Genomic DNA, 12,621 nt, shown 5'->3' on the forward strand with positions numbered 1-12,621 from the left:
GCCACCCCGTAAATTGGGCTTTTGTATGAACAGCGACGTGCGAAAGATTTGCCGACGCACGACCCTGTGCAAAATGCGGGCCTGGTCGCTGGAGCGGCAGCTCGGACGGTAAAACCTAAGGACGAACCAACGGCGAGGACAAGCTCGCCGCGGCGGCAATGACAGGCAGAATACAGGCACAAAAATCGGGTCTTACTGCGCCGCTTCGACTAGCACAGGCTTCTCGCGATAGAGATTCGGAAACAGCCGCTTCAGGTTGGCGACTTTCGGGACGTCGTAGAGGGCGATATACGCGGAGTTGGGATGCAGTGTCAGGTAATTCTGATGGTAGAACTCAGCGGGGTAGAAACCTTTGAACGGCTCCGTCTTCGTGACGATCGGCGCGGCGAAAGCATGTGCCTTCTCGAGTTGGGCGATATAGCTTTGCGCGACATGACGCTGCGTGTCATTCAGCGGAAACACCGCTGAACGGTATTGCGTGCCGCTATCCGGCCCTTGGCGGTTCAACTCGGTTGGGTCCTGAATCACCGAGAAATAGATCTGCAACAACTGCCCGTAAGTGACCTTGGCCGGATCGAACGTGACCTGCACGGATTCAGCATGGCCGGTGTCGCCGCCGCTGACGGTCTCGTACTGCGCGGTGTCGCGCTGGCCGCCCGAATAACCCGACACCGCCCTGGTGACGCCCCGCACGTGCTGGAACACGCCCTGCACGCCCCAGAAGCAGCCGCCCGCGAACACGGCGGTTTCTTCGTGCGCGGTCGTGGCTGAGATCGGTTCATCGAGCGCGGGCGGTGCAATGACCACCCCGGTCTCCGACGAAAACGCCATGCGCTGCGCCAGCAGCAGCGCCAGCGCACCGAGCCCCACTGAAAGCGCGACAGCGGCCACTCGCGAGCGGGCCGGTTTGCCGATGATGCGTTTCTCGATGTTCATGATGTCCGTCCCGATTCGATCAACTCGTCCCGCGCGCTGCGGGCGTAAAAGTTAAAGCGAGGCCGTTCATGCAATAGCGCAGGCCGGTCGGCTTGGGGCCGTCGTCGAATACGTGACCCAGATGGCCGCCGCAACGCCGGCATAGTACTTCGTCACGCGTCATGCCGAACGACTTGTCGGTATGCGTGATGACCGCATGATCCAGCGGCTGCCAGAAACTCGGCCAGCCGGTGCGGCTATCGAACTTCGTCTTCGATGAAAACAGCGGCAATGCGCAGCCCGCGCACGCGAATGTGCCGTCACGGTGCTCGTCGTTTAGCGGGCTGCTGAACGGCCGCTCCGTGCCGGCTTCGCGCAGCACGCGGTATTGCGCGTCCGTGAGCAGCTTGTGCCACTCGGCGTCGCTGTGCGCCACTTCGTAGGCCGCCGCCGCGCCCATCTCCGCCGCGCCTGCCGTGCGCCAGGTCGCGGTACTGCCGACGAGCGACGCCGCGCCGATTAACCTGAAGAATAACCGTCTGTTGCAAGTCATGATGATCGTCCCGGAAAGTCCGCACCGTTCACCCGTTCTGGCGCTGATGCACCGCCCGCGAGTGGTCTCGACATTGAGTCGGCCAGCCGGGGGATTTATGACAGCATGCGCGTCTTTTTTATACGACGGCGGCGATTACAACGGAAACTTCGTGGTCGACAGGATCTCCTTGAGCACCATGAATGAGCGGATTTGCCGGACGCCCGGCAGATACAGCAACTGCTCCGCGTGCAGACGATTGAAGCTGTCGCTATCGCGAGTGCGGATCGTCATGAAATAGTCGAACTCGCCGGTGACGACGTGGCACTCCATGCACCCCGCCACTTTCTGCGCCGCTTTCTCGAACTCGGCAAACGACTCCGGCGTGGATCGATCCAGCACCACGCCGATGATGACCAGCATGCCCGCCCCCGCCGCCTTCGGGTCGATCAACGCGACGACGCCGCGGATCAGGCCGGACTCTTTCAAGCGCTCGACGCGCCGCAAACAGGCCGGCGCGCTCAGTTTGACTTTGGCCGCGAGCGCGACGTTCGAAATCGACGCATCGGTTTGCAGCTGACGCAAGATCGCCCGGTCGATGCGATCGAGCATGTGAAGCGGCTCGGCTACGGCGGTTGCGGTGGCTGTTGTCGCTACGGCTCTAGCGGCTCTCGCGGTTCTTCCGGTCTTTCCAGCCTTTCCGGTCTTTCCGGGTGCCGCCGCCGGAACAACACGAACTTTTATTGCGTTCATTGGCTTCCGCTTGGCTTTTTATTAAGCCTTGGTGAGGTATGGAGTTTCCAAATTATGTCGAATGGACTTTCTTTGCAAGCTCATTTCGACCGCTTTTCCCTACCATTTGTTTAGCGCGACGACTTCCTGCTCGCGTTGAATCCACCACTCGGAGCTGCCATGAACCTGCAACGATTCCCTCGTTACCCGCTGACTTTTGGTCCGACGCCGATCCAGCCGCTGAAGCGTTTGAGCGAGCATTTGGGGGGCAAGGTGCATCTGTATGCGAAGCGCGAGGACTGCAACAGCGGCTTTGCGTTCGGGGGCAACAAGACGCGCAAGCTTGAGTATCTGATTCCCGAGGCATTGGCGCAGGGTTGTGACACGTTGGTGTCGATTGGGGGTATCCAGTCGAACCAGACCCGTCAGGTGGCGGCTGTTGCTGCGCATCTGGGGATGAGGTGTGTGCTGGTGCAGGAGAACTGGGTGAATTATTCGGACGCCGTGTACGACCGCGTCGGCAACATTCAGATGTCGCGCATTCTGGGCGCTGACGTCCGGCTGGTTGCCGACGGCTTTGACATTGGTTTTCGCAAGAGTTGGGAGGACGCATTGGAGAGCGTGCGAGCGACGGGCGGCAAGCCGTACGCGATCCCGGCCGGCTGCTCCGACCATCCGCTGGGCGGCTTGGGATTCGTGGGTTTCGCGGAGGAAGTTCGCCAGCAGGAAGCCGAGTTGGGCTTCAAATTCGACTACATCGTGGTGTGCTCTGTGACGGGCAGCACGCAAGCCGGCATGGTGGTGGGTTTCGCTGCTGACGGGCGTGCCGAGCGCGTGATTGGGATCGACGCATCAGCGAAACCGGGGCAAACGCGCGACCAGATCATCCGAATCGCGAAACAGACGGCGGAAAAGGTCGACCTTGGCCGCGACATCACGGGCGAGGATGTGGTGTTGGACGAGCGCTATGGCGGTCCGGAATACGGGTTGCCGAACGCGGGGACATTGGAGGCGATTCGTCTCTGCGCGCGGTTGGAGGGCGTATTGACCGACCCGGTCTACGAGGGCAAATCGATGCACGGCATGATTGACAAGGTGAGAAACGGCGAATTCGCGGAGGGCTCACGCGTGTTGTACGCGCACCTGGGCGGCGTCCCCGCGCTGAATGGCTACAGCTTCATATTCCGGAACGGCTAAAGCGAAGCGGCGCCCACGCCGCCCCCCCCCCGATGATCCGTTCCGGCGAGCACGAAGTGCGAGGCGAGAGGTATGAGCCCTTTGTCACTCACGCCGAATGTGCGAGGGCACAGATAGGCGACAGCCGGTCTTTCCGATGATCCGTTCTGAAGAGCACGAAGTGCGAGGCGGGAAGTATGAGCCCTTTGTCACTTGCGCCAAATGTGCGAGAACACGGATTCCAGATGCACCACTACCGCGGCTGTGCGGGGGCCCCGCTTATGAGCTGGCGGGTTGAGCCGCTTTCTTTGCTTAGCTTTCTTTGCGGCGGCAAAGAAAGTAAGTGCCGCCCCGCACAGGGGCAACACTAATAGACCACTAAGAAATCAAGGACAGGCCAAAATCCAGATCAAGCAAAGTCCAACGCCGTAGGCAAAAAAACAATCACCCCCCCAACCCCTCCCTCAAAAACTCCACAAAAACCCTCACCGCCACAGAACTCTGCCGATGCTGCGGATAAACCGCATAAACGGTAACTGCCATTGGCAAAAACTCCTCCAACACGGTCACAAGCTGACCACCAGCCAGCGCCTCAGCAACAATAAAATCAGGAAGCCGAACAATCCCTAACCCAGCTACTGCCGCATCACGAATCAACTCCCCATTATTCGCCCGCAGCGGCCCCTCCACCTCAAACCCTTTCGAAACCCCATCAACAACAAAATCCCAACTCACAACCCCACCATGCCCATACAGCAAACACGAATGCCGCGCGAGCTCAGCAGGATGACGCGGCGCGCCACGCCGCCGCACATACCCCGGACTACAACACGCCACCATTCTGACGTCGCCAAGCTTCTGCGCGATCAGCGTGGAATCCGGCAACGTGCCGATCCGGATCGCCATATCGAACCCCTCGCCCACCACGTCGACGGTGCGATCGCTCAACTCCATATCGAAGCGCACATCGTCATGCTCGCGTAAAAAGTTCGCTATCAACGGCGATAGATGCATCATCCCGAATGACATCGGCGCACTGACCCGCAACAGCCCACGCGGCCCGGCGCGCCGCAGCGACATCGCCTGTTCGGCGTCTTCCACCTCGCTGAGAATCCGTTTGGCACGCTCGTAAAACTCCTGACCGAGCTCGGTCACGGCCAGCTTGCGGGTATTGCGGATCAGCAGCTGCACACCGAGCGACTCTTCGAGCGCCATCACGCGCCGGCTGACGAACTGCTTCGACAGCGCCAGCCGCTTCGCCGCCGCGGTGAAGTTATGGGCGTCGACCGTAGCGACAAAGATCCGCATATCATCGATTTGCATCGTATTGTCCACTCCAACGAGACAGTGTTTCCGTTTAAGCAGAGATTATACGCATCCAGATTGACCTACACTGTCATTCATGGATCGCGGACAAACATCTGGCCGGATCGCACAACAGAACCCAAGGAGAAATACGATGCTCGATATCAGACACGCCAATCAACGCGGCCGCGCGGAGCACGGCTGGCTCAGCTCGCGTCATACGTTTTCCTTCGCGAACTACCACGATCCGAAGCAGAACGGTTTTTCCGACCTGCTCGTGATCAACGACGACCGTGTCGCTCCGGCGCAAGGTTTCGGCAAGCACCCGCACCGTGACATGGAGATCTTTTCGTACGTGCTGGAAGGCGCGCTCGAGCATAAGGACACCATGGGCACCGGCTCGGTGATCGTGCCTGGCGACATCCAGTTGATGAGCGCGGGAACCGGGGTCGCACATAGCGAATACAACCATTCGAAGAGCGACTCGGTGCACTTCATGCAAATCTGGATTGCGCCGGCGCAGAAAGGCACCGCGCCGCGCTATCAGCAACGCCACTTTGGCGCGGATCAGAAGCGCGGCGTCTTGCGGCTCGTGATGTCACCGGACGGCGCGCAAGACTCGCTGGTGCTGCAACAGGATGCGCGGGTTTATGCCGGTCTCTTCGACGGTGACGAAACCGCGCGCCTCGAACTGGCCAGCAATCGCTATGCTTATATCCATGTGGCGCGCGGCAGCGTCACGGTGAACGGTGTCGAACTTGGCGAAGGTGACGGCGCGCGGGTCCGCGGCGAAGAAGCCCTGACCTTCACGCAAGGTCACGACGCGGAGGTGTTGGTGTTCGATTTGCGTAACATCGAAATGTCGGAGTTGTGGGCTTAAGCGGCTTGATCCTGTCGATCTGGCCGCCTTGAGCGCGGCACGCCGCGAAGTCTTGCGGCGTGCCGCGCCCTTCCTAATCTACCGAGAAAAATCATGCGCTATACACTGTTTGAAAACCAGAAAGACACAGTCATTCTCGTCGCCCGCATCCTGTTGATGGTGCTGTTCGTGATGTTCGGCTGGTCGAAACTAACCGGCTTTTCCGGCACCGTCGCTTACATGACGTCGAGCGGGGCGCCGGTGCCTGAGTTGTCGGCAGTCATAGCCGTCGTGATGGAGTTTGTGGTGGGCATTGCGTTGCTGGTGGGCTTCTATACGCGGCCGCTCGCGCTGCTGCTGGCACTCTATACGCTGGGTGCGGCGATCATCGGCCACCACTACTGGAACATGACGGGTGCAATGCAATACGCGAACATGATCAACTTCTACAAGAACATCAGCATCATGGGTGGACTGCTGCTACTGTGCGTGACAGGCGCGGGCCGGTACTCGATCGACCGTCGTTAAGGCTCTACTGCGAGCGTTCGATACGCCCTCGAACGCGTTGCGCCGACTTGTCAATCCATGCTGCCGGACTGCGCGGGAGCGCAAAAAAATCCGCCAGGCAGTCGCCAGGCGGATTTTCTTACATGAAGCACTCCGTACTAGCCAGCGAACCGCGCCAACACGCGTTCACGAATTGCCGGCCGGATATTCGACTGCGCCATATTGCCTTGATAATGCGCGACCACGCGTGGGTTCATCACGCGAAACCAGAGTGGCGGCACATACGCGAGCATGATCATGGTCGCGTAACCGGAGGGCAATTGCGGCGCGCCATCCAAATGACGGAGCGCCTGGTAAGAGCGCGTCGGATTCGCATGATGGTCCGCGTGACGTTGCAGCTGATACAGGAACAGATTGGTTACGATGCGATTGCTGTTCCACGAATGCTGCGGCTGGCAGCGCTCATAACGGCCGTTCCCGAGTTGCTTGCGACCGAGCCCATAGTGCTCCAGATAATTGACCACCTCGAGCAGCGAGGCGCCGTACGCAGCCTGAATCAGCAGAAACGGAATCACCGTCTTGCCGAACAGCGCGATCATCGCGCCCCACAGCACGACAGTCATGGCCCACGCGTGCAGGACTTCATTGCGCCATGTCCAGGGCGATTTGCCGAGGCGTTCGAGCCGCTGCTTTTCGAGGCGCCACGCCGATGCGATGCTGCCGAACACCGTGCGTGGCAGAAAACGCCAGAACGATTCGCCGTAGCGCGCGCTCGCCGGATCCGGCGGCGTCGCCACCCGCACATGATGGCCTCGATTATGTTCGACGAAAAAATGACCGTACGCGACCGGCGCCAGCGTGACCTTGGCGAGCCATCGTTCGAAGCCATCGGTCTTGTGGCCGAGCTCGTGCGCCGTATTGATCGAGACGCCAGTCGCCGCCCCCAGCGAGAGCGCAAAGCCTAGATAGTCGTACCACCTGAGGGAATGCGTGCCGACAATCCACAGCGCGCCGAAAAACGAAACATATTCGATGAAGGTGGCCAGGTACACCACGCGACGATAGTAGCGTTCCCGTTCGAGCGTGGGGACGACCTCTTCGGGCGGATTACCCGGATCGTCACCAATCAGATAGTCGAGCACGGGAATAATGCCAAACACGAAAATGGGCCCGAACCACCAGAAAATCGGCCAGCCGGTCTGCAACGCCAGATTGGCGGCGTGCAGCGGCAAGGTGATGGTGAGCGCACCGAGCAGCCACAGATAGCGCTTACCGTCGACCCACCGAGCGGGGGCCGCTTGCGACGTTGCCATTGTCTCCCTCCCTGTTTTATGTCGCCCGGCGGTAGCAGGCGTTACGCTTGCCAGCCGGTGCGCATGCCGGCGAGACCTTGCCCGACTCCCAGATTTATAGGGTCTGGCGGGTGGGATTGCCAAGGAATTGGCGTAGGTGAAGGACTCCAAACAAAAGGTTCGCTACGCCAGCGCGCGTAGCGTGGTTGGAGCGAGTGAATGAAACGGGTGTTTGTCAGCCTGTTACGGTGCACTTCCCGTTAGGTTTTTTGCAGTCGACCGGCCCGACCAGAAGACCAGATCCGCATTGATACGGGAGCGTATCTGACAAAAACTGACAAAAAAAACGGCGGCCCGAAGGCCGCCGTCTACTACTCAAACAAAATCATCAGACTGTTGCTTCAGCCTCTGCTTCGCTCACCACTTCGTCCGCGTCGCTATTACGGATCAGGTGATCGAACGCGGAGAGCGATGCCTTCGCGCCCTCACCCACTGCAATCACGATCTGCTTGAACGGCACCGTGGTCACGTCGCCGGCGGCGAACACGCCCGGCACCGACGTTGCGCCGCGTGCATCGACAACGATCTCGCCGTGCTTCGACAACTCGACCGTGCCCTTCAACCATTCGGTGTTCGGCACGAGACCGATCTGCACGAACACACCCTCGAGCTCGATGCTCTTCGTTTCGCCCGAACGCAGGTCTTTATAGACCAGACCGTTGACCTTCTTGCCGTCGCCGGTGATTTCCGTGGTTTGTGCCTGCGTGACGATCGTCACATTGGCGAGGCTACGCAGCTTGCGTTGCAGCACTTCGTCGGCACGCAGTTGCGCGCCGAATTCGAACAGCGTCACTTCACGCACGATACCCGCGAGGTCGATTGCCGCTTCCACGCCCGAGTTGCCGCCGCCGATCACCGCAACGCGCTTGCCCTTGAACAGCGGGCCATCGCAATGCGGGCAGTACGCCACGCCGTGGTTACGGTATTCGCGCTCGCCCGGCACGTTGATTTCGCGCCAGCGGGCGCCCGTCGCCAGAATGATGGTTCTGGCCTTGAGCACCGCGCCGTTTGCCAGACGCACTTCGTTGATGCGGCCCGGGATCAGCGCTTCAGCGCGTTGCACGTCCATGATGTCGACTTCGTAGCTCTTCACGTGCTGTTCGAGCGCCGTGGCGAACTTCGGCCCTTCGGTTTCGGTCACGGAGACGAAGTTCTCGATCGCCAGCGTGTCGAGCACCTGGCCGCCGAAGCGTTCCGCCACGACACCCGTGGCAATCCCCTTGCGCGCCGAGTAAATCGCCGCAGCCGCGCCCGCAGGGCCGCCGCCGACGATCAGCGTATCGAACACCGGCTTCTTTTCCAGTTCCTTGGCCGCACGCGCACCGGCGTTGGTGTCGAGCTTGGCGAGGATTTCCTTCACACCGCTACGGCCCTGGCCGAACACTTCGCCGTTCATGAACATCGTCGGTACCGCCATGATCTGGCGCGCTTCGACTTCGTTCTGGAACAATGCGCCGTCGATCGCCACGTGGCGGATGCGCGGGTTGATCAGCGCCATCACGTTCAGTGCCTGGACGACTTCCGGGCAGTTCTGGCATGACAGCGAAAAATACGTTTCGAATTGATAGTCGCCGTCGAGATTGCGGATCTGTTCGATCACCGCATCTTCGAGTTTGACCGGGTGGCCACCGACCTGCAAAAGCGCGAGGACGAGCGACGTGAATTCATGGCCCATCGGGATGCCGGCGAAGCGGATGCCCGCTTCCTTGCCCGGCTCGCCGATCGAGAACGACGGCTTGCGCTCTGCGTCGCCGCGGCGTTCGAGCACAGTGACGCGTTCCGACAACGTCGCGATATCGTTCAGCAATGCCAGCAGCTCTTGCGATTTCGCGCTGTCGTCCAGCGAGGCGACGATCTCGATAGGCCTGCTAACCTTTTCGAGGTAGGTTTTCAATTGAGTCTTGAGATTGGCGTCCAGCATGGCTTCCGATTCCGTGGCGAGGGTGTTGGGTCCCGGCCGCCGCACGCATCCGGATAGGAGGCGCGCAGCCCGGGGACGCGCGAACCGCTGTAAGAAGCGGTCCGCACGGCGGTGCGCCGTGAGGCGCCTACTGCTAGAGGCTTTTAGACCTTAGATCTTGCCGATCAGGTCGAGCGATGGGGTCAGCGTTTCTGCGCCCGGCGTCCACTTGGCGGGGCAAACTTCACCCGGGTGAGCCGCGATGTATTGCGCAGCTTGCACCTTGCGCAGCAGTTCGCCAGCGTCACGGCCGATGCCGTTGTCGTGAATTTCGGCCAGCTTGATCTCGCCTTCCGGATTGATCACGAACGTGCCGCGCAGTGCCAGACCTTCTTCTTCGATCAGCACGTCGAAATTGCGCGAGATTGCCAGGGTCGGGTCAGCGATCATCGGGTACTTGATCTTCTGGATCGTGTCCGACGTGTCGTGCCATGCCTTGTGCGTGAAGTGCGTATCGGTCGAGACGCTGTAGATTTCCACGCCAAGCTTCTTGAATTCGGCGTAACGATCGGCCAGGTCACCCAGTTCAGTCGGGCAAACAAACGTAAAGTCAGCCGGGTAGAAAACGAAAACCGACCACTTGCCCTTCAGGCTTTCTTCAGTGATGGTCTGGAAATCGCCATTGTGATAAGCCTGTGCCTTAAACGGTTTGACTTGACTATTGATGATCGGCATTTACTGAGTCCTCTTTCGAAGTGGTTGGAAAGTGGAGTCAGTATGTCAGACACTGCTTAATAGGTAAAGCAGAGTGTTTTAATGATAGCGATAGTTTGACGCTATTTATTCACCGACCGATGACTATTGCACCGCATCAGTCCTTCAGGAGCCGCCACAAGGTCGTGTGACCGATTCCCAGTGCCCGGCTTGCTGCGGCGCGATTGCCGCCAGTCTGTTCGAGCACGCGTAGCGCGTCCTCGCGGGTGGGTGGCGTGCGATCGGCTGTGTCAGCGGTCGCAGGTGCCGTTGCAACTGGCCCTTTCAAAGCCTCCTTCTGCTGCATCCGCCCGAATTCCGGAAAGACCACCTGCAGATCCTGCCAGCCTTCGCTGTCCGAATCGCTCAGATAAATCGCGGCGCGCGCCAGCAGATTTTCCAGCTCCCGCACATTGCCGGGCCACGCATACTGCTCGAACAAGGGCGCAAGGAAGGCCAGCACCCGCTCCAGCGCGGCACCCGACAGCCCATACTGGAGCGCGCTGCGGTTCAACAGGTGCGGCGCCAGCGGCGCGCCATCGCCACGTCTTTCGCGCAGCGGCGGTAATTCTATCTGAAGCAAATTCAAACGAAAATACAGGTCCGCGCGAAACACGCCCAGCTCGACCAGCGCGTGCAGATCGCGATGGGTGGCGGCAATTACCCTTACGTCGACAGGGGTCGCGCGCCCCGAGCCGAATTTCATGACTTCGCGCTCCTGCAGCACCCGCAGCCGCCGGCTTTGCAGCGCCGCCGGCATCTCGCCGACTTCGTCGAGGAAGATCGTCCCCGTGTGGGCAACCTCGAAGAGGCCGGGCTTGCCGCCCCGGCGCGCGCCGGTGAATGCGCCCTCCTCATGACCAAACAATTCGCTTTCGATCAGGCCTTCAGGCAAGGCCGCGCAATTGAAGGCGACAAACGGATTGCCGCGGCGCCGGCTGGCATTGTGGATGCCCTGCGCGACCAGTTCCTTGCCCGTGCTGCTTTCGCCGCTCAATCGCACGGTGGCATCGTGAGGCGCGCCCGCGCGCGCGAGCCGCCGCACCCGCTCGAGCGCCGCCGAATTGCCCACCAGATCGCCCAGCTGGTGCCGCGCGACCAGATGCTTCGGCCGCTGGCTGGTACGCAGCGAGCGGTCGATCCGCTGCGCGACCAGCGCGTCCTGCACCGTGACCACGGAGCCCGAACGCAAGCCCTGCTCGACGATCGGCACACAGTTGACGATCAGCGCGCGCCCGCCGATCTGCTCGATACGTTCTTCGACCGGCATGTCATGCTCGAGCGTCCCGCGCAGCAATGGCCCGATGGCGCGCGTCAATTGCGCCGGGACGCCCTGTTCGCGCTCGAGGCCGAGCAGATCTAGCATTGCCGGATTGACCGCCTCGAGTCGGCCGGCGTCGTCGAAGGCGGCCACGCCGTCGCGCAGATGAGCGACGATCGTATTCAGGCGAACCCGCTTCGACTCCTTCTGGCGGCTCACGCGCGCCAGCTCGACCGAGCGCTCGACGGCTTCTTCGACGGCGCCCAGCGAGTACAGAAAGACAATCTCCAGACCGGCCTGCTGGGCGAAATCGCAGGCCATCCCGGGGCCGATGATCACGCTGCAGCCTTCAGCCGCGAGGTTGCCGACGGCGCGCCGCACTTCGTCGATCGAGCGGTAGGCGCGCTGTTTCAGGCCGACATTCAGCCATGCATTCAGGTCGGCGAGTTCGCGCGAGATGGTTTCGTGCAGGACCAGACCGATCTGCGCGCCGGGCCAGGCCGTCGTGATGCGGGTGATCGCGCTCAGCACGTCGAAGCCGTTCACCTTGGCCATGACCACCGGCACGCTCAGGTTGTCGCGCAGGTAGGCACCGTTCGATCCGGCGGCCAGCACGACATCCACCGAGCCGGCGTCGACATAGGCCTGCAGGGCCGTGACGGCGGCGCCATAGCCCTCGCGAACGGAAAAGAACCTGGTCCGCCCGGTATAACGCGGTACGACGGCCTCGCAAAGCGATTGCAACCGGCTGATACTGACCAGGGCGACGCCTGGGCGGCCAGAATTAGAATTCGCAAGCGATGACGTGAAAATGGACACTGGGACGCTCCGCCCGCAGTTGAAACGTTCCATGAAACGTTTCACGGAACATGCCGTCATTCTGCCATGAAGCGCGGCAACGCTCTTTACCAGACTAAGCTTTTGATTATTCGACGCAAACCTAGCAAGCCGGCAAATGGCACGCTTCCTGCAAAATCACCTCGGCGTTCTATCAACCACTTCCTCTCTGGAGACAGTCTCATGAGCACATCCGCCAACCGCCGCGCCGCCTTCCGCGCCAAGGTCAACCAACGCCAGGGCCTGCTCGTGCCGGGCGCCTTCAACGCAATGAGCGCGCGCGTAATTGAAGACGCCGGCTTCGAAGCGATCTACATCACGGGCGCGGGCGTCACCAACATGTCGCTTGGGCTGCCCGATCTCGGCTTCATCGGCCTTGCCGAAGTCGCCGAGCATTGCGCGCGGATTCGCGACGCGGTCGCGCTGCCGCTGATCGTCGATGCCGACACGGGCTTCGGCAACGCGCTGAACGTGCGTCAGACCGTGCGCGTA

12 protein-coding genes are annotated in these 12,621 nt (G+C 60.9%); 4 read left to right on the plus strand and 8 right to left on the minus strand.

Features of this window, described 5'->3' with window-relative positions; all coding sequences use genetic code 11:
* Positions 1–192 precede the first annotated feature (192 nt).
* From msrA to PQR53_RS34235, 3 genes are all read right to left on the minus strand, one after another.
* Entirely contained in the window at positions 193–936 is a 744-nt protein-coding gene (msrA, locus tag PQR53_RS34225) for a peptide-methionine (S)-S-oxide reductase MsrA (protein WP_408464289.1), read from the minus strand.
* 19 nt (positions 937–955) lie between these two features.
* Positions 956–1,468, minus strand: coding sequence for a peptide-methionine (R)-S-oxide reductase MsrB (gene msrB / locus PQR53_RS34230; protein ID WP_408464290.1), 513 nt, complete (start codon positions 1,466–1,468; stop codon positions 956–958).
* A 135-nt stretch (positions 1,469–1,603) separates the two neighbouring features.
* Positions 1,604–2,059: an Lrp/AsnC family transcriptional regulator gene (locus PQR53_RS34235; protein WP_408464292.1), complete on the minus strand. Its 456-nt coding sequence runs from the start codon at positions 2,057–2,059 to the stop codon at positions 1,604–1,606.
* A 300-nt stretch (positions 2,060–2,359) separates the two neighbouring features.
* On the opposite strand from PQR53_RS34235, the gene PQR53_RS34240 reads away from it, so the two are divergent.
* Positions 2,360–3,376 carry a 1-aminocyclopropane-1-carboxylate deaminase gene (locus PQR53_RS34240; RefSeq protein WP_408464294.1) on the plus strand — a complete coding sequence of 339 codons (1,017 nt, stop codon included), beginning with the start codon at positions 2,360–2,362 and terminating at the stop codon, positions 3,374–3,376.
* A gap of 423 nt (positions 3,377–3,799) precedes the next feature.
* Here PQR53_RS34240 and PQR53_RS34245 read toward each other — a convergent pair whose 3' ends face one another.
* Positions 3,800–4,678, minus strand: a complete 879-nt coding sequence (locus PQR53_RS34245) for a LysR family transcriptional regulator (RefSeq protein ID WP_408464296.1) — start codon at positions 4,676–4,678, stop codon at positions 3,800–3,802.
* 136 nt (positions 4,679–4,814) lie between these two features.
* Here PQR53_RS34245 and PQR53_RS34250 point away from each other — a divergent pair, with 136 nt between their 5' ends.
* Together PQR53_RS34250 and PQR53_RS34255 are read left to right on the plus strand one after the other, a co-directional pair.
* Positions 4,815–5,540 (plus strand): pirin family protein, encoded by a 726-nt coding sequence (locus PQR53_RS34250; protein ID WP_408464298.1) that lies wholly within the window; start codon positions 4,815–4,817, stop codon positions 5,538–5,540.
* Between the two features lie 93 nt (positions 5,541–5,633).
* Positions 5,634–6,047 carry a DoxX family protein gene (locus tag PQR53_RS34255; protein ID WP_408464300.1) on the plus strand — a complete coding sequence of 138 codons (414 nt, stop codon included), beginning with the start codon at positions 5,634–5,636 and terminating at the stop codon, positions 6,045–6,047.
* Positions 6,048–6,184: 137 nt separating this feature from the next.
* Here PQR53_RS34255 and PQR53_RS34260 read toward each other — a convergent pair whose 3' ends face one another.
* The 4 genes from PQR53_RS34260 to prpR form a co-directional block, all read right to left on the minus strand.
* Positions 6,185–7,339, minus strand: a complete 1,155-nt coding sequence (locus PQR53_RS34260; RefSeq protein WP_408464302.1) for an alkane 1-monooxygenase — start codon at positions 7,337–7,339, stop codon at positions 6,185–6,187.
* Between the two features lie 367 nt (positions 7,340–7,706).
* Complete coding sequence (gene ahpF, locus PQR53_RS34265; RefSeq protein ID WP_408464304.1) at positions 7,707–9,299, minus strand: alkyl hydroperoxide reductase subunit F; 1,593 nt, start codon at positions 9,297–9,299, stop codon at positions 7,707–7,709.
* Between the two features lie 150 nt (positions 9,300–9,449).
* Positions 9,450–10,013 carry an alkyl hydroperoxide reductase subunit C gene (gene ahpC, locus PQR53_RS34270; protein ID WP_408274556.1) on the minus strand — a complete coding sequence of 188 codons (564 nt, stop codon included), beginning with the start codon at positions 10,011–10,013 and terminating at the stop codon, positions 9,450–9,452.
* A gap of 136 nt (positions 10,014–10,149) precedes the next feature.
* Positions 10,150–12,144: a propionate catabolism operon regulatory protein PrpR gene (prpR, locus tag PQR53_RS34275; RefSeq protein ID WP_408464306.1), complete on the minus strand. Its 1,995-nt coding sequence runs from the start codon at positions 12,142–12,144 to the stop codon at positions 10,150–10,152.
* A 168-nt stretch (positions 12,145–12,312) separates the two neighbouring features.
* Between prpR and PQR53_RS34280 the strand changes: the two genes are divergently transcribed.
* A partial coding sequence (locus tag PQR53_RS34280) for an isocitrate lyase/phosphoenolpyruvate mutase family protein (RefSeq protein WP_408464308.1) occupies positions 12,313–12,621 on the plus strand: 309 nt, incomplete at its 3' end.

Source organism: Paraburkholderia fungorum (assembly GCF_046027605.1).
GTDB lineage: Bacteria > Pseudomonadota > Gammaproteobacteria > Burkholderiales > Burkholderiaceae > Paraburkholderia > Paraburkholderia fungorum_F.

Bases quoted from the DNA above. Each gene is read 5' to 3' on its own strand.
- msrA (WP_408464289.1), bottom strand. From the start codon at position 936: ATGAACATCGAGAAACGCATCATCGGCAAACCGGCCCGCTCGCGAGTG.
- msrB (WP_408464290.1), bottom strand. From the start codon at position 1,468: ATGACTTGCAACAGACGGTTATTCTTCAGGTTAATCGGCGCGGCGTCG.
- PQR53_RS34235 (WP_408464292.1), bottom strand. From the start codon at position 2,059: ATGCTCGATCGCATCGACCGGGCGATCTTGCGTCAGCTGCAAACCGAT.
- PQR53_RS34240 (WP_408464294.1), top strand. From the start codon at position 2,360: ATGAACCTGCAACGATTCCCTCGTTACCCGCTGACTTTTGGTCCGACG.
- PQR53_RS34245 (WP_408464296.1), bottom strand. From the start codon at position 4,678: ATGCAAATCGATGATATGCGGATCTTTGTCGCTACGGTCGACGCCCAT.
- PQR53_RS34250 (WP_408464298.1), top strand. From the start codon at position 4,815: ATGCTCGATATCAGACACGCCAATCAACGCGGCCGCGCGGAGCACGGC.
- PQR53_RS34255 (WP_408464300.1), top strand. From the start codon at position 5,634: ATGCGCTATACACTGTTTGAAAACCAGAAAGACACAGTCATTCTCGTC.
- PQR53_RS34260 (WP_408464302.1), bottom strand. From the start codon at position 7,339: ATGGCAACGTCGCAAGCGGCCCCCGCTCGGTGGGTCGACGGTAAGCGC.
- ahpF (WP_408464304.1), bottom strand. From the start codon at position 9,299: ATGCTGGACGCCAATCTCAAGACTCAATTGAAAACCTACCTCGAAAAG.
- ahpC (WP_408274556.1), bottom strand. From the start codon at position 10,013: ATGCCGATCATCAATAGTCAAGTCAAACCGTTTAAGGCACAGGCTTAT.
- prpR (WP_408464306.1), bottom strand. From the start codon at position 12,144: ATGGAACGTTTCAACTGCGGGCGGAGCGTCCCAGTGTCCATTTTCACG.